Here is a 16939-nt window from a genome sequence, read left to right as displayed (position 1 = left end):
ATCAATCGAGATCCAGCCGCTTGCGTTTGCGGTAGAGGGTGGCCTTGTCAATGCCGAGGATCTCGGCCGCTTCCTGGAGGCTGGGGGCCCAAGTCAGCACGCTGCGGATGTGGGCGGCCTCGAGCTCGTCGAGCTTCACCTGGTCGCCGACCTTCACGCCCTCGCCCGCCCCATTGGCGGAGCCGTTGGCCCCGGTGACGAGGGTCGGAGCCGGCAGGTCGGCGGCGGTGATGGTCTTGCCGCGCGCCAGGATGACGGCGCGCTCGATGGCATTGCGGAGTTCGCGGAGGTTGCCCGGCCAACCGTGGCGCAGGATCGCGTCCCAGCCGGAGCCATCGATGCCATCGAAGGCGCGGCCGATCTGGCTGGCGAAGTGATCGAGGTAGCGTTTCGTGAACTGCTTGAGGTCGCGCTTGCGCTCGCGCAGCGGCGGGATGGTCACCGCGATGACGTTGAGGCGGTAGTAGAGATCCTCGCGGAAGGTGCCGTCGGCGACGCACTGCTTGAGGTCGCGGTTGGTGGCGGCGATGACGCGGACGTTGGCCTTGTAGGTCTTGTTGTCCCCCACCCGCTCGTACTCGCGCTCCTGGAGGAGGCGCAGCAGCTTCGACTGGATCTCCATCGGTAGCTCGCCGATCTCATCGAGGAAGAGGGTGCCGCCATCAGCGGTGGCGACCTTGCCGGTCTTGTCCTTCACCGCGCCGGTGAAGGCGCCGCGAACGTGGCCGAAGAGCTCGCTTTCCAGCAGCTCCTTCGAAAGGCTGGGGCAACTGATCGTGACCAGCGGCTTGTCACGCAGCAGGCTGCGCTCGTGGACCTCGCGGGCGATCACGCTCTTGCCAGTGCCGCTTTCTCCGAGGATCAACACCGAGGCGGGCGTGCCGGCGGCGCGGAACAGGATGTCGATGGCATCACGGGTGACCTCGTCCTCGGAATCGAAGGTGAGCGGCACGCGGTCGGATTTCACCTCGCTCTTCAGGGCGACGACGGTCTGCTTCAGCTCCCGGACCTCGCCCTGGGTGCGGAGGGCCTTGTCCGCCTTCACGAGGATGGCGCGAACCTGCTCGGGCAGGAAGGGCTTCTCGAGGAAGTCGAAAGCCCCGAGCTGGGTGGCCTTCACCGCGGTCTGGATGGAGGCGTGGGCGGTGAACATCACGACCAACTGGTCCGGCTTGATCTCCAGGATCTTCTTCAGGACGTCCATGCCGTCCTCGGCTCCGAGCCGGAGATCGAGGAACACCAGGTGGAAGGAAGCCTCCTTCACCCGCTTCAACGCCGCGGCTCCATCCTCCGCCGTTTCGACGTAGTGATCGTCGGCCTCCAAGGCGAAGGTGATCGCCTGGCGCACGGAGCGTTCGTCATCTACGATAAGAATGTCCATTGCTGTTGCTTTATCAGCCTCCATGCCAGCGCCCCCTTTTCCTAAGGAGTGCTTAGGAATCAACGGGTTGATTCAAGACGGGAGAACATAAACGGCCATTCATCTAGTGCAAAATGCAAACCGGCTTCAATATTGATGCAATTTGCACCCATATTGAAGCCGGCGGCGCGGAGTTCATTCCCCCAAGAATTCACTCCATGAAACTTCGTAGCATCCACGCCAGTTTCTCGTGGGCGCGGAGGAGGTCGGTGACGAAATCGGCGGTGCCCACGTCGTTGCACTGGTCCTGAAGGACATCGATGGCCTCCCGGAGGTCGCGGATCACGGTTTCGTGGTCGGTGTGGAGGGCCTTGAGGGCCTCCTCGCCATCGACCAAGGCTCCCGGGCGCTCGGTGAGGGTGGCGGCCTTGAGCATCTCGGCCATCGAGCCAGGCGACACGGCACCCAGGCTGCGGAGGCGCTCGGCGGTTTCGTCGATGGCCTTGGCGAGGGCTTCGTATTGCTCCTCGAAGAAGGCGTGAAGGGTGCGGAAGCGGAAGCCGGTGAGGTTCCAGTGGAAATTGCGCGTCTTGAGATAGAGCACGTGCTGGTTGGCGAGGATCGCGGCGAGGACGTCGGCGGCCTTCTGGCGGGCGTCCTTGGAGAGGCCGATCTTCACGGTTTCCTTCAGGATGGTACTCATGGTGCTGGACGGTTGGGGGATTCCCCAGCACCGGACATTCCAACGGCAAGAAGGCCCAAAAGCCTTTGATTCCAAGGGAATGCCCCGAAGGCAAAAGCCGACATCCGTGCAGGCTGCACGCCGTCGTTTCGTTCTGCACGAATGGCGAAGACCGGTGCGTATCCGTGCGGTTCCTGATGAAACGCCTGCTTCTCACCCTGCTGACCCTGCCGTGGACCGCGCTCGCCGCGGACAAGCTCGTGCTCTGCGGGTGGGACGAGGTGTTCATGATTGATCCTGCGGCGGAGAAGCCCGCCAAGACGTGGTCGTGGAAAGCAAAGGATCACCCGGAGATCCCGGCGGAGCTGGTGAAGGCCTTCGGGTCGACCGACGACTGCAAGCCGCAGGACGGCGGCAGGCGGCTGCTCGTTTCGTCCTCGGCGGGCGGTTGCGCGCTGCTGGAGCTGCCGTCCGGGAAGCCGCTGTGGTCGGCCCGGGTCAAGAACGCCCATTCGATCGAGGGGCTGCCGGGTGGACGCATCGTGGTGGCGTCGTCGGTGGGCGGCGACAGGCTGGTGCTGTTCGACCTGAAGCGCGGTGACAAGGTGCTGTGGGAAACGTCGCTGCCTTCCGCCCACGGCTTGGCGTGGGACGAGGGTCGGAAGAAGCTGTATGCGCTCGGGTTCACCGAGCTGCGGACCTACTCACTGAAGGACTGGGAGACGGAGACCCCGTCGCTGGTGCAGGAGAAGAGCACTCCCCTGCCGGACGAGGACGGGCACGACCTGCGGCCGGTGCCGGGGAGCGCGGATCTGGTGGTGACCACTCACGGCCATGTCTGGCTCTTCGACCGGGACCAAGGCGCAATCCGCCCGCATCCCGAGTGGAAGGACCGGGCGCAGGTGAAATGCATCGACGTGCATCCGAAGAGCGGTCGGGTTTTCCTGAACCAGGCCGCCGGAGGCAACTGGTGGAACGACTCCTTCGAGCTGCTGCGTCCCGACCGGAAGATCCGGATGGAGAGCGAGAAGCTCTACAAGGGCCGCTGGCTGGTGGAGCCGTGAGACGGCGGCGCGCGCGGGTGTGATCGGGGAGGAACGGGGGTTCCTGCCCGCGTGGCGGAAATGACATGCAATGCGCCATCGTGGTGAAGAGGAGCATGAAACCTCCGGCGGATAAAACGACTTATCTAACAATGCCGCTCATGTGTCGTTAGTGTTTCACGTCCGCCCTCGCGGAGCCACGATTTTCCAACAGGATGCGGCTCAATGGATAAACGCGTGGGGACATCACAAAGCCTCAAAATCGGCCATCCAACATAAGCAAAAGATATGCCGATTTTCTCGCCGTGGCATGCCGCCCGCTTTATCCAACGACCTCCCTAGGAAAACACACCCTACCCCTTATCATGACATTCCAGATTCCACGCCGCGCGTGGTTGCTCGCGCTGGCTCCGTTGCTGTCCGCCGTTCACGCGGCGTCTCCGGAAGAATACCACGCCCCGGCCGCCGGAAACACCCCGGCGGTGGCCGCCTATCCGACGCCGCTGAGCCCGGAGCTGCCGTACGACGTGGACATTCCGAAGCTGCGCGCGCTTTCCGACACCCCGGCCAAGCCGAACCCGCCGTTCACGATCCCGGACGACAACGTGCCGACGGCGCAGCGCCTGTTCGACATCTTCGCCTGGCAGTCCTTCATCGCCCTGAACTGGCCGGCGCTGCCGGACGGTGCTCCGGACAAGGCGAAGACCCCCGCCGACAACGCCGCGCCCCGCGTGTGGGAGCGCTTCGTGGAAATCAGCGAGGTTTTCCGCGAGGACGGCGCCGCGCCGAAAACCTGGAAGGACGCCGTGGAGGCGAGCTGGAAGAACCGTGCCTTCTGGATGAGCGGCATGGGAGTGGGCATGCCCCCGGACGAGCCGAACAAGCCCGGCGGCCTCCACCAGCCGCTGCTCGATGAGAGCCTCCAGGCCTTCACCGGCCCGATGATCGACCAGGAAGGCAAGTGGGTGCGCTACCAGGTGGCGCTGAACCAGGTCGAGTTCGACTACCTCGTCCAGAACAAGCTCTACAACCTCGAGGGCCAGGCGGCCTTCACCGCCAAGAACAAGATCGAGTTCCCGTCCAACCAGGGCACGACCAAGCGCGGCGCGACGGAGATCAAGATGGCGTGGAAGCAGATGAGCGACAAGGACGACCGCTCGCGCTTCTTCATCCGCCACGCGCGGGTGATTCCGCTCAGCGGCAAGCCGTTCGAGGCCGACTTCGGCCTGGTGGGCATGCACATCTCGGTGCGCACCGAATCCTCGCCGACGTGGACGTGGGCGACCTTCGAGCAGGTGGACAACACCACCGTCAACGACCTGGAGCGGAACAGCAGAGGCAAGCCGCTGCGCCCGAACTTCTTCAACGTCGAGAACTTCGTCAAACCGGTGAACGTCCTCGCGCCGAAGAACGCCGGCCCGGTGAAGCAGTATAATCCGGCCACCGGCCAGGACGATGGCAAGACGCTCTACACCACCTGGGATGAATCGAAGACCACCGATCCGACCCAGACGCTGATGGTGCTCCAGATCCCGAAGGCCACCAACAACCTGAACGACCAGGTGCGCGGCCTGCTGAAGAGCATGGGCTCGGTGTTCCAGTACTATGAGCTCATCGGCACCCAGTGGCCGGTGGATCCGCCGTTCCCGGCCTTCCCGAACGGCGTGGCCGCCCAGCCGGACGGCCGCCTGCTGCCGTCCTCGCCGGAGTCCATCCTCTTCAAGATCCCGGGCAAGGTGACGCCGGTCCATCTGGTGAACACCACGATGGAGACCTTCTTCCAGAACGGGAACCAGCCGGCTGGACCGCTGGCCGAGGATGACCGCCTGCCCCCGGGCCTGCTGGCCGACCCGGCCACCGTGTTCGCCACCGAGAGCTGCGCAGGCTGCCACTTCTCCGCTGGTGCCTGCATCGGCTTCAAGAAGGACAACAATGGCAAGTACCTCGTCCAGACCATCGACGGGAAGAACTACCGCGTGCCGATGTTCGGCAAGAACGCGAGCCGCGGTGTGACCGGCAACGCCGACTACAGCTGGCTGCTGCAGCTGCGCGCCCAGTCCGCTCCCTACGAGGGCACGGATGTGACCCAGCTCAGCGACTACATCATTCCCAATTCCCAGAAGGTGTGCCCCGCCAACTGATCCCGAATCCCCCTTATCCATGAGCAGTAGTTTTCCATTCGTCCCCGTCAACGGGTTCACGCCGAACAACTCCGGCTGGAGCAGCGTCGGCAACATCGACAGCTGGTCCGCAGACGCGAGCGGACAGAACTTCACGTTCGTCTTCGGCTCGCGCTCGCTGGTGATCCAGATCCTCGGGCCCACGGCCTACCGGCTCCGGTTCAACCCGGCCACCGGCGCGACCTACGCCACCGAGACCTCGACCGCGGTGGTCAGCCGCGATCTCGGCCTGACCGGCCTCAACGTCACCCACAGCCTGGCGAACCCCGGGCTGCTGGTGATCGAGACCGGCTCGCTGAGCATCCAGATCGCCCTCGCGCCGTTCGCGGTGCAGGTGTTCCGCAACGGCCAGTTGATCCACCAGGACGCGCCCGGCCAGGGCGTGCTCTACATTCCGAACCAGCAGGTGATCGCCGTGATGAAGACCACGCCTCCGGGCGCGGGCTACTACGGCCTCGGTGAGAAGGCGGGCAGCCAGATCACGAAGAACAACTTCACCTACACGTTCTTCAACTTCGACAACTTCACCTACAACGGCCCCTCGCTCGGCGATCCGGGCCCGCTGAACCCGACCGAGCCGCTGTATTGCTCGATCCCGGTACTGGTGGAGTTCAACCCGTTCCCGTCCGGTGCCTTCAGCGGCGCGGGCTTCGCCACCGGCGTGTTCCTGGACAACCCGGCGCAGACCTACGCGAACATCGCCTCGAACGACTACTCGGACATGACCGGGAAGTATTACATGGGCGCGCTCTACAACGAGCTCGACTACTACTTCTTCGCGGGTGCCGCGGTGCCGGACATCCTCCAGCAGTACACCACGCTCACCGGCCGCAGCCCGATGCCGCCGCGCTATGTCTTCGGCCTGCACCAGGGCGCGTACGGTTACTATGACCGCTACAAGCTCTCGGCCGCGGCGAACTCGTACCGCGCAGCGCGCATTCCCTGCGACGGCCTGCACATCGACGTGGACTTCCAGGACAACTACCGGACGTTCACCCACAGCGAGATGAAGTTCCCGAACGCGCAGGAGCTGTTCAGCGACCTGCACGGGATCGGCTTCAAGATGAGCACGAACATCACGCCGATCATCACGGACAACCCGCTGAACCAGGAGGGTGTGAAAGCCCCCTACGACCAGCGCGACAACCTGATCGCCGCGAACGCGCTCATCTACGACACCCGCTACCAGGACGGCGAGTCCCAGGACTACTACGACGGTGGCGTGAACTACGGCAACAACCGTGGCAACAACCCGTATCCCTCGCCGCCGCTCCAGTTCAACCGCAACGGCCTGATGCCGCTGGCCGCGCCGGGAAACTACCCGGACTTCGGCCTCGCTTCCGTGCGGAAATCGTGGGGCGAGCAGTACAGCCACCTGATCGACGACCTCGGGCTCGACATGATCTGGCAGGACATGACCTGCCCGGCGATCGACCCGAACCTTCCGCCGGAGAACCAGTACTACAAGACGTTTCCGCAGAACCTGATGATGGCGCAGGAAGCGACGGCCGCGGACGGCACGGTGACGGTGAACTACCTGCCGAACGCGCAGCTCCACAACTCCTACGTCAACAACCTGCTCAACGGCACCTGGAACGGCATCAACACGCTGCGCCCGGACACCCGCAACTTCATCATCGCCCGCGGCGGCTACGCCGGCATGCAGCGCTACGCCGGCCTGTGGACGGGTGACTCGGCCTCGAGCTGGGATTTCCTCAGCATCAACCTGCCGGAGGTGCTGAACCTGGGCATGTCCGGTGTGCCGATCAGCGGCTGCGACATCGGCGGTTTCGCCACCGGGGCGGGCACCACCACGCAGTCGAGCGTGGTCGGCGGCTCGATCGTCGGCGGCATCACGAACTACGAGCTGCTCACCCGCTGGATGCAGCTCGGCGCGTTCCTGCCGTGGTACCGCAACCACTACGACGGCTACAACAAGCAGTTCCAGGAGCCCTTCGCCTACGGCGAGCCTGTACCGACGAATTGCCGCAAGTACGTGGAGCTGCGCTACCGCATGATGCAGGTGCAGTATGACGCGATGTACCAGTGGACGAAGTCCGGCCTGCCGGTGGCGCGCCCGCTGTTCCTGAACGACCCGCAGGACGCCGGGGTCTACGGCCACCTGAACGACCAGTTCTTCGTGGGCGGCGACTTCCTCGTGGCTCCGATCCTCACCCAGCACGAGACGGCGAACCCGCCGACCTCGCCGGTGCGCGGCGTCTACCTACCCGCGGGCAGCGACTGGTATGCCTTCATGGACAACACCGCCCCGCTCGTGGCGGCGGTGCCGGGCGGCACTTACATCAGCAACTACTACGCGGACCTGACCCTGGTGCCGATCTACATCCGCGCCGGTGCGATCCTCCCCTTCTCCAACCTGGAGCAGTGGGTCGGCCAGCTCCCGGAGAACCCGCTGACGATCAACTTCTACCCCGGCCCGGACCGCTGGACGGACGAGGCGGCGTACGAACTCTACCAGGACGATGGCATCACGACGCAGGCCCAGGCCGGCGACTACCGCCTGTCCCGCGTCTACCAGCAGACGGTGAACGTGAACGGCTCGGTGCAGCGCCAGGTGCGCGTCGCCCGGGTCGAGGGCCCCTACACGCCGGGCGCGAAGTTCATCTATCTGGCCATCCTCGGCAGCATCACCAGCGCCAGCCAAGTCACCCGCGACGGCACCGTGCTCACCAACGTGGGCGACGCGCAATCGCTGGAAAACGCCGCCGCCGATGCATGGTATTGGAATGAATCCATCGACATCGTCTTCGTGAAGATCTTCGACAACAAGTCCGACACCACCGTCGTCGCCTCTTACTGAATCCCGCCATGAAACCACGCCAAAGCAAGGGCCGCCGGCCCCAGATCACGTTCACCCAGGATGAACACGAGTTGGTTCAGGGCGACCTCATCCCCGGACCCTGCGTGCTGCGCTACGATCCGCTGCGCCTCCTCACCGACGAGGACACGGAGCACGGTGCCCACGAGATCCACGCCCACATCCGCTTCCATCCTTCCGGCCAGACCTGGGAGGGCACGCTGACCGTTCCCGAGGATGCGCCGCTCGCCGAGCTGGCGGATCCCGCCGGCCAGGGCTACATGCTGGAGACCAAATTCGAGCTGCCCGCCGGCACCGACGAGCTCGAAGCCTGGTTCTCCTGCACCCACGACGACGGCTACACCCACTGGGACAGCGAGAACAACCAGAACCACTGGCTGCGGTTCTCGCTGCACGACGTGACCGAGGTGAAAGCCGTGGTGAAGGCTCCAGACCAGCAGAACCCGGCGCAGTCGAAGGTGGACTTCGACGTGACCACCATTCCCCAGGTCACCTCGGTGACGGCGCGACACCGGCTGCCGGCCTTCCAGGAACGGCCGCGGGTGGAAACGCCTCTCGTCTCCGCCGATGGCCCGGACGGCAAGCGCTGGGTGGCACCGCCGGAAGGCATTCCGGTGCCGGTGGGCGCGGCGGTGGCCTTCGACCTCGTCTACACCATCGGAGACCGCAAGTTCACGGATGACAACCAGGGCCGCTGGTATCTGGCGGACTGAGAATTGAACCGAAACGCCGGTCGCCCGTGGTGGGGTGACCGGCGTTTTTTTTGTACCTGCCGAACGGGTTTCGTCAGTTTTGGAGGTGGCCGGAGTTTTGGCAGCTTGCCTGCGGGAAGCTACGAAAGGTGGCTCCCATGAACCGCCTCCGTCTTTCCCTCGTCGCGCTGCTGCTCGCCACTCCCGGCCTTCTTTCCGGCGCCGGAGTGGATTCGCCCGAATACCAGCAGAAGCTGGAGGCCGCGAAGAAGGTGGTGGCGGATTGGAATGCCCTGCCGCCGGACCAGATCCACGCCGACTCCAGCGCCGTCGATTGGCCGGGAGCCGTGCCCGCGGAGGCAGCGCGGCTGAAGGACCAGCGCTTCGACCTCAACACCGATTTCCCGCGCTGGCGTGGCAAGACCGACCGCGTGACCACCGGTTATTACGCTCCAGCGGGTGAGGTGGTGACGGTGGAGGTTCCCGAGAGTTTCGCGAAGCTGGGCGTGCAGGTGCGCATCGGCTGCCACAGCGACAACGCGAACAAGAAGTCGGTGGCAAAGCGGTTTCCCTATTCGATTTCGAAGGCGTGGCCGCTCAATGCCGCGGTGACGAAGGTGGCCTCGCCGTTCGGCGGCACGGTGTATCTGGAAGTGCCGAAGGAGGTCACCGGCAAGACCATTCCGGTGCGGTTCAGCGGGGTGGTGCAGCAGCCGTGGTTCGTGCTCGGAAAGACCAGCCCGACCGAGTGGCGGGAGAAAGTCCGGAACTACCCGGGACCCTTTGCCGAGATGAGCTGTGGCCCTCTCACCCTTTCCGTGCCGTCCGCGGACGTGCGCAAGCTGGACGACCCGACCGCGCTGATGACTTTCTACAAGAAGGGCATGGCCTGCGTGCAGGACCTGTCCGGGCCACCGGTGCCAGTGGTGGAGCGGATCGTGTATGACGTGAGCATTTCCGCTGGCTCCATGCACTCCGGCTATCCGGTGATGGCGGGCTCGAAGCGGAAGGAGGCAAGCGACCTAACCGCGCTGGAGAACGGTCTGTGGGGATTTTTCCACGAGATCGGCCACAACCAGCAATGGGGTGGCTGGAGCCCTCCAGGCCAGGGCGAGACCACCTGCAATCTCTTCCCGCTCTACGTGATGAGCCAGGTGCAGGGCAAGAAGCCGAAGCATCCGTGGAAGTTCGACCGCACCGTGCTGGCGAAGCCGCTGGAGCGCGGCGCGATCGGGAGCAACCTCAATGGCAACCACGCGATCTCGATCGCGTTCTGGATCCAGCTCATCAACGGCATCGGCTGGGAGCCGGTGAAGAAGACGATCCACGAGTATCACGCGAAGGACGCGCCGGAAGCCCCGAAGGGAGCCGAGCCGATCTGGGACCGCCTGATGTTGACGCTTTCGAAGCACAGCCGGAAGGATCTCACGCAGTTCTTCAAGGCCTGGGGCGCGGAGTTTTCACCCGCGGGGGAAGAGGCGGTGAAGAAGCTGCACCTGCCCGTGTGGCTGCCGGATGACGCGCCGGGACAGCCGAAAGCGACGGAGGACACGGGGTCGATTTGAAGGTAGCGCGAAGCTGAGCTTCGCGTGTGGAGGAAGGCAGCGTTTGAGATGCAGCCACCCCGATTGGGAAAACAGCCGCCAGAAGCACGCCAAGCCAAGCTTGGCGCTACTTTTCACACCGCCCGGGTCACGACGCGGGCGGGGTGGCGCTTGTCGAAGAGGCCGATCTCGAACGTGCCTTCCTTGATGGCCGAGGGAGATAGCACGCGCTTGTCCGGGCGTTTCACATAGCCGAGCGCGATGCTGCGGCCGATGGTCGGGCTCCACGCGGCGCTGGTGGTGTAGCCCGCGGGCTCGCCGTCCCAGAAGATCGGTTCACCGCCCCAGAGGTTCGGTTCGGACTCGTCAAGGACCAGGCAGACGAGGCGCTGGCGAACTCCCTCCGTCTTCTGTTTCGACAACGCTTCCTTGCCGAGGAAGGCCTTCGACCAATCAATCGCGAAACCAAGTCCGGCTTCCAGCGGGGTTTCGGCGGGCGAGAGTTCGTGACCATAGGCGCGAAACGCCTTTTCGATCCGCATCGTGTTGATCGCCTGGGTTCCTGCCGGTCGGATGCGGTGCGGCTTTCCGGCGTCGAGGAGCAGGTCCCACAGCGCGCCCGCGGATTCCTTCGCGACATGGAGTTCCAAGCCGGGCTCACCGACGTAACTGATCCGCACCGCGCGTAGCGGGATGCCATTCAGCTCCATTTCGCGGGAAGTGCCGAACGGGAAATCGGCCTCGGCGAATGACAGGTCGGTGAGAGCACCGAGCACCTCGAACGCCTTCGGGCCCATCACGGAAACCACGTTCACCTCCTCGGTGATGTCCCGTAACGCAACCGAGCCATCCCCCGGAAAATGGCGCAGCAGCCAATCCGCATCGCGGCTCTGCTGCGCGGTGGCGGTGACGAGGTAGAAGGATTCGTCTCCAGTGCGAATAACGGTGAGATCGCTTTCGAAAGTCCCCTTCCCGTTGAAGAGTCCGGTGTAGACGGTCTTGCCGATGGCGACGTCGACATTGCCGCCACACAGGTACTGAAGCAATGGCCGCGCCCCGGGTCCGGTGACTTCGAATTTCGCGAAGGTCGATTGATCCAACAGCGCGACGCCGGTGCGGCAAGCTGTCACCTCCTCCGCGGCCCATGGCTGCCAGTTCTGGCGCAGGAAGGAGTAACCCATCTCCGGCTTCACACCCTGCGGCGCGTACGCCAGGGGGCGCTCCCAACCGGCGGTTTCGCCGAACAAGGCATTGGCGGTGACGTGCTTGTCGTAGAGTCCGGAGGCGCGGATGCCACGCGAGGTTTCCATCTGCCGGTTCGGCCACGCCATCTGGTAGTGCAGGCCGAGCACCTCGCTGACGCGTTCCTGGAGATACTTGCGGCCGTTCTGGAACGGCAGGAACCGCCGGATGTCCACCGAGGCGAGGTCGAGCGTCATGCCGCCGTTTTCGATCCACTCGACCGCATACTTCGCCGCACCGCCGGAGCAAGCGATGCCCGCCGAGTTCCAGCCGCCGAGCACGAACAGACCCTCGGTGGCGTGGGGCTGGCCCATGATGAAGTTGTTGTCCGGCGTGAATGCCTCGGGGCCGTTGACGAATTTCACGATGTCGTCGCGGGTGATTCCGCGCAGGCGGTGGAAGTGCGCGGCGAGCGGTTCCTCGAAGTCTTCCCAATCCGGCTCCAGCAGATCGAAGGCGAAGGGATACGGCACGGCGTCGCCGATCTGCCACGGTTTCGAACGCTTCTTGAAGGCACCGAGCTTCATCCCGCCATCGTCGAGCGCGCGGAAGTAGAGGCCAGCATTCGGATCGCGGGTACACGGTGAATTCCGCGTCACGCCCTCGATCGGACGGGTGATGACGTAGTGGTGCTCGCAGGGATAGACAAGGATGTCGATGCCCGCGGCGAGACCGATCTGGCGCATCCACATGTTCCCCGCCAGCACCACCCACTCGGCGGTGATATCGCCTTGGTCGGTGGTGACGCCGCTGATGCGCTTGATGCCGCGGCGGTCGGTGGAATGAATCAGCCCGGTGATGCGAACGCCCTCGTGAATCTTCACGCCGCCCTGCATCGCACCGGTGGCGAGCGCCACGGTGCATTCACCGGGCAGCACGCGGCCATCGCCGGGGAGATAGACGCCGCCAGTGAGGTCGGCGGTGTGGAGCATCGGGTAGAACGAGCGGCATTCCTCCGCGGAGATCACCCGTGCTTCGACGCCGAAGACCTCGGCCATGGCGGCATTCCGCTGAAGCTGGAGCAACCGTTCCTGACACGATGCGAGCTGGAGACCGCCGCACTGGAGCCAGCCGGGATCGTGGCCGGTTTCTTCCTTCAGCCGCGCGAACAACTCGGCCGAGGCCTTGTTCACCTTCGTCTGTGCGGAGCTGGCGCGGAGTTGACCGACCTGCCCGGCCGAATGCCAAGTGGTGCCGGAGGCGAGTTTCGATTGTTCGAGCAGATGGACGTCCTGCCATCCCGCGCGGGCGAAATGGTAGGCCGCGGCGGTGCCGGCGATGCCGCCCCCCACGATCACCACGCGCGCGGATTTCGGGAGATCGTTATGGGGGACTTCGAAAGTCGCGCGGACCGGGGTGTTGCCGTGGAGGGTTTGGACGGGCATCGGCGGAGAAAACAAAGGCGAAATAGTGTCAAACCGCCGCCGCTTCCTTCACCCAGTACATCGATGCCTCGATGGCGGTGATGAGGCGGGTGATGTCGTCCGGGAAGACATGGCCGATGGTGCCGATGCGGAACGAGTTGATGCCGGTGACCTTGCCCGGGTAGATGACGAATCCCTTCTCCTTGAGAAGCTCGTAGAACTTCATGAACTCGTACTCCGGTTCCTCCGGATTGTAGAAGCCGGTGATGATCGGGCTGTGGAGTTCATGCGGCAGCACGCACTTGAAGCCGAGCTGCTCCATGCCCGTGACGAGCCGACGCTGGTTCTCCGAGTAGCGGGCGAAGCGGGCAGCGACGCCGCCTTCCTCCACCAGCTCCTGCATCGCCTGGTGGAACGCGCGGACGACGTGCGTCGGGCTGGTGTAGCGCCACTTGCCATGGCCCTTCTCCATGCCCTGCCACTGATCGTAGAGATCGAGCGACACCGAGCGGGCGTTGCCCTTGCACTTTTCGAGCTCGGTCTTTTTCGCGATCACGAAGCCGAACCCGGGCACGCCCTGGATGCACTTGTTCGCGGACGACACGAGGAAGTCGATGCCGAGTTCCGCGACATCGAGCGGGATGCCGCCGAAGGCGCTCATCGAATCGACGAGGAACACGCGGCCGTGGCTCTTCACGATGCCCGCGATGTCCTCCAACGGATTGAGCATGCCGGTGGTCGTTTCGTTGTGAACGCAAACCACGTGGGTGATGGCCTGGTCCGCGGCGAGCGCGGCGTCGAGTTTGTCGATGTCCGGCGGCGCGAGTTCGCCGGAATCGTGGACGACGGTGTCGATGCCGAGCACCTTCGCGATGCGGCCGAGGCGGTTGCCGTATTCTCCGTTCGCCAGCACCAGCAGGCGGCCATCGGCCGGAACGGCGGAGCCGATCATGGCCTCGACCGAGAAGGTGCCGCTGCCCTGCATCAGGACGACGGTGTAGTCCTCCGGCTTGGTCGCGGTGGCCAGCTTCACGAGGCCCTCGCGGATCGGGGTGACCACGCCGAGGTTGTAGTCGTCATCCCACGTGCACCAGTCGCGCAGCATGGCGGCACGGACGGTGGGCGAGGTCGAGAGCGGGCCCGGGGTGAGGAGGATGTACGGATTTTCGAGATCGAGGTTCATGAGGAGGGCGATTTGAAATTTGAGATCTGAAATTTGAAATGAACACTCACCACGGCAGGCTGAAGGTCTTCACGTGGGTGAAGAACTTCATGGCCTCCACGACGCCTTCCTTGATTCCGAGGCCGGAATCGCGGACGCCGCCGAAGGGGGTGTGTTCGAGACGGTATCCCGGCACCTCATTGACATTGGTGGTGCCGGTCTTGAGCTCCTTCGAGGCGCGCATGGCGGCCTCCAGGTTGTTGGTGACGATCGCGCTGCTCAGGCCGAAGCGGCCGGAGTTGTAGTAGGTGATCGCGTCGTCGAGGTCCTTGATGGCGACGATCGGGCCGAGCGGACCGAAGCTTTCCTCGAACACCATCTCGGCATCGCGGGGGACGTTGGCGATCACGGTCGGCTCCAGCAGCGCCCCCTGGCGGTTGCCACCGAGCAGCACCTTCGCGCCCATCTTCACGGCGTCGTGCACGCGGCGCTCCAGCAACTTCGCGGAGTCCTCGGTGATCACGGTGCCCACGACGGTATCCTCGGCCTCCGGATCGCCGGACTTGTAGGTCTTCGCGAGCGCCACGAACTTCTCCGTGAAGGCTTCGAGAATGCTTTCCTGAACGAGGATGCGCTTCACCGCGGTGCAGCGCTGGCCGGAATTCCGGAACGATCCCTCGCAAGCGAGCTTCGCGGCGAGGTCGAGGTCGGCATCCTCCAGCACGATCAGCGGCGAATTGCCGCCGAGTTCGAGGCAGAGCTTCTTGTAACCGGCGCGCCTGGAGATCGCCTTGCCGATTTCCACGGAGCCGGTGAAGGTCACCACCTCGGTGCGCTCGTCCTCGATCATCGGATTGATGACTTCATCGAGGGTGCCGAGGAACATCGAGAGCATCCAGCCCGGGAGACCGGCTTCATAGAGCAGGGCGGCGAACTTCAGCGCGGTGAGCGGCGTGCGCTCGGAGGGTTTGAGAATGGTGGGAGCACCCGCGGCGATGGCCGGGGCAAGCTTGTGCGCCACCTGGTTGAGCGGGTGGTTGAAGGGCGTGATCGCGGCGATCACGTTCACCGGATAGCGGGTGGTGAAGATCTTCCGCGGCTTGCCCATCGGGCTGATGTCGCAGGAGAACACCTGGCCGTCATCGCGGAGGGCCTCCATGGCGGCGAATTCCAGAACGTCCGAGCTACGACCGGTCTCGTAGCGGGACTCCTTCATGCACAGGCCGGTCTCGCGGGTGATGAGGCGGGCGAATTCCTCGCGGCGCTCGGCCAGCAGCGCGGCGGCCTTGCGGAGGATGGTCGAACACTCGAAGCGGGACAGCGGCTTCTTGCCGCCCTCCAGCGCGGCCTGGATCGCCTCGTCGAGGTGCTCGCGTCCGATCAAGGTGGCGGTGCCGGTCAGCGTGCCATCGTAGGGATAGCGAACCTCCAGCGTGCGTCCCGTTTCCACCGCGCGGCCGGCGATGTAGGCGGGCATGTGGACCGGGGCGAAAGCGGCGGCGCCGTTCACGGCGGGAGCCTTTTCAAGAGTGGTGGTGCTCATGACAAATCAGTTGCTCGCGTTGCAGGCGAAATCGAAGACGTCGAAATTGCGCGGGTCGCCCTGCGCCTTGCGGGTGTATTCCGCGTTGAGCGGTTCGGAGAGGAGCAGCGGGACCATCTCCTCGTAACGGCCGCCGTGGGAGCGCAGCCCGCCGTTCAGCACGCCGAGGTCGTGGTGCCCGGGGGTCTTGCCGACCACGTAGTCGCGGCCGCAGAGCACGGTGAGGTCACCGATGCGGTCCGGCGCGAGCTCCAGCTTCAGCGCGGACATCTCCCGGTTGTATACCTCGGTGATGCCGGTCTGGCGGATCAGGAAATCAGCGATCTCATCGGCCTTCGAGACATCATCCAGGTGGACCATCACCAGCGAGCCGAGCGCGCCATGGTGCACCACGTACGGATCGGTGATCGGACAGATCACCCGCAGGCCGTTGCCGAAATGCTCCTTCAACAGCGTTTCGACGTAGATCACGTTCGGCGAACCATCGGCCTTGTTCTTCGCGTTCATTCCGTGGTCGGCAGTGGCGGCGACGATGCATCCGGCGTCCAGCAGGCGGCCGATCTGCTCATCGAGGCGGCGGTGGAACTCCAGGCTCTCCGGAGCCTCCGGCGCGTACTTGTGCTGCATGTAGTCGGTCAGCGACAGGTAGAGGAAGTCCGCCTTGCCCTGCTCGACGAGCGCGGCACCGGCCTCCAGCACGTAGACCGAGGCATCGCCGGAATAGATCTCCGGGCGCGGCTTGCCGATGATCGACTCGGCGTTGTCCACGCCGTGGGTTTCCATCTTCGCCTCATTGACCTTCTCCGAGGAGAACACGATCCCGCCGCGCTCGACGATGCCATCGCCCAGCACGGTGCGGAGTTTCTCCTTCGCGGTGATGAAGGCGACCTTACGACCCGCATCGGCGGCGGCGGTGAGAAGCGTGCCACAGCGGCGGAACTCCGGTCCGTTCATCATGACTTCCTCGCCGGTCTCGGGATTGAGGAAGAAGTTGCCGCAGATACCGGTCACGGCGGGTGGCATGCCGGTGACGATCGCCGAGTTGTTGACGTTGGTGAAGGACGGCAGCGCGCCGCGAACCATGCCGCGGTAACCTCGCTTCACCATCGCTTCGGTGCGGGGCATCTTGCCCGCCGCGATGGAGACGGAGATGTATTCATCGGCGCAGCCGTCGATGCAGAGAACAGCGATGGGACGGGACGGCGGATTGTAAGACCGGTTGTTGGCAACAAAGGACATGATCGAATGCAAATGACGTGGATAAACGGACGCTTGTCATAGTCGGCGC

Annotated in this window: 11 protein-coding genes; 5 read left to right on the top strand and 6 right to left on the bottom strand. The window is 64.5% G+C overall.

What is annotated here, in order from left to right; genetic code table 11:
• Nucleotide 1 precedes the first annotated feature (1 nt).
• Nucleotides 2-1381, bottom strand: a complete 1380-nt coding sequence (locus tag llg_RS07555) for a sigma-54 dependent transcriptional regulator (protein WP_338289122.1) — start codon at nucleotides 1379-1381, stop codon at nucleotides 2-4.
• A 190-nt stretch (nucleotides 1382-1571) separates the two neighbouring features.
• Nucleotides 1572-2063 (bottom strand): DNA starvation/stationary phase protection protein, encoded by a 492-nt coding sequence (locus tag llg_RS07550; RefSeq protein ID WP_338289121.1) that lies wholly within the window; start codon nucleotides 2061-2063, stop codon nucleotides 1572-1574.
• Nucleotides 2064-2239: 176 nt separating this feature from the next.
• Between llg_RS07550 and llg_RS07545 the strand changes: the two genes are divergently transcribed.
• The 5 genes from llg_RS07545 to llg_RS07525 all read left to right on the top strand — a co-directional run bounded on the left by llg_RS07545 (nucleotide 2240) and on the right by llg_RS07525 (nucleotide 10361).
• Nucleotides 2240-3106 (top strand): DUF6528 family protein, encoded by an 867-nt coding sequence (locus tag llg_RS07545; RefSeq protein ID WP_338289120.1) that lies wholly within the window; start codon nucleotides 2240-2242, stop codon nucleotides 3104-3106.
• 344 nt (nucleotides 3107-3450) lie between these two features.
• Complete coding sequence (locus llg_RS07540; protein WP_338289119.1) at nucleotides 3451-5226, top strand: hypothetical protein; 1776 nt, start codon at nucleotides 3451-3453, stop codon at nucleotides 5224-5226.
• A 19-nt stretch (nucleotides 5227-5245) separates the two neighbouring features.
• Complete coding sequence (locus llg_RS07535; protein ID WP_338289118.1) at nucleotides 5246-8086, top strand: TIM-barrel domain-containing protein; 2841 nt, start codon at nucleotides 5246-5248, stop codon at nucleotides 8084-8086.
• Between the two features lie 8 nt (nucleotides 8087-8094).
• Nucleotides 8095-8817 carry a DUF6209 family protein gene (locus llg_RS07530; RefSeq protein WP_338289117.1) on the top strand — a complete coding sequence of 241 codons (723 nt, stop codon included), beginning with the start codon at nucleotides 8095-8097 and terminating at the stop codon, nucleotides 8815-8817.
• Nucleotides 8818-8954: 137 nt separating this feature from the next.
• Nucleotides 8955-10361, top strand: a complete 1407-nt coding sequence (locus llg_RS07525; protein ID WP_338289115.1) for a M60 family metallopeptidase — start codon at nucleotides 8955-8957, stop codon at nucleotides 10359-10361.
• 113 nt (nucleotides 10362-10474) lie between these two features.
• Here the strand turns inward: llg_RS07525 and llg_RS07520 are convergent, their stop codons facing one another.
• Genes llg_RS07520 through phnA form a run of 4 tightly spaced genes read right to left on the bottom strand, consistent with a single transcriptional unit; the run spans nucleotide 10475 to nucleotide 16890 of the window.
• Complete coding sequence (locus llg_RS07520) at nucleotides 10475-12967, bottom strand: FAD-dependent oxidoreductase (RefSeq protein ID WP_338289113.1); 2493 nt, start codon at nucleotides 12965-12967, stop codon at nucleotides 10475-10477.
• A gap of 28 nt (nucleotides 12968-12995) precedes the next feature.
• On the bottom strand, nucleotides 12996-14129 hold the full coding sequence (gene phnW, locus llg_RS07515) for a 2-aminoethylphosphonate--pyruvate transaminase (RefSeq protein WP_338289112.1): 1134 nt from the start codon (nucleotides 14127-14129) through the stop codon (nucleotides 12996-12998).
• A 46-nt stretch (nucleotides 14130-14175) separates the two neighbouring features.
• Complete coding sequence (locus tag llg_RS07510; protein ID WP_338289111.1) at nucleotides 14176-15651, bottom strand: aldehyde dehydrogenase family protein; 1476 nt, start codon at nucleotides 15649-15651, stop codon at nucleotides 14176-14178.
• 6 nt (nucleotides 15652-15657) lie between these two features.
• A complete protein-coding gene (gene phnA, locus llg_RS07505; protein WP_338289109.1) occupies nucleotides 15658-16890 on the bottom strand; it encodes a phosphonoacetate hydrolase in 1233 nt (410 codons plus the stop codon).
• Nucleotides 16891-16939 lie beyond the last annotated feature (49 nt).

Origin of the sequence: Luteolibacter sp. LG18, from assembly GCF_036322585.1 — a bacterium.
Taxonomy (GTDB): domain Bacteria; phylum Verrucomicrobiota; class Verrucomicrobiia; order Verrucomicrobiales; family Akkermansiaceae; genus Luteolibacter.
The sequence above is the reverse complement of the archived record's forward strand: the minus strand, read 5'-3'. Positions and strand labels throughout refer to the sequence as shown.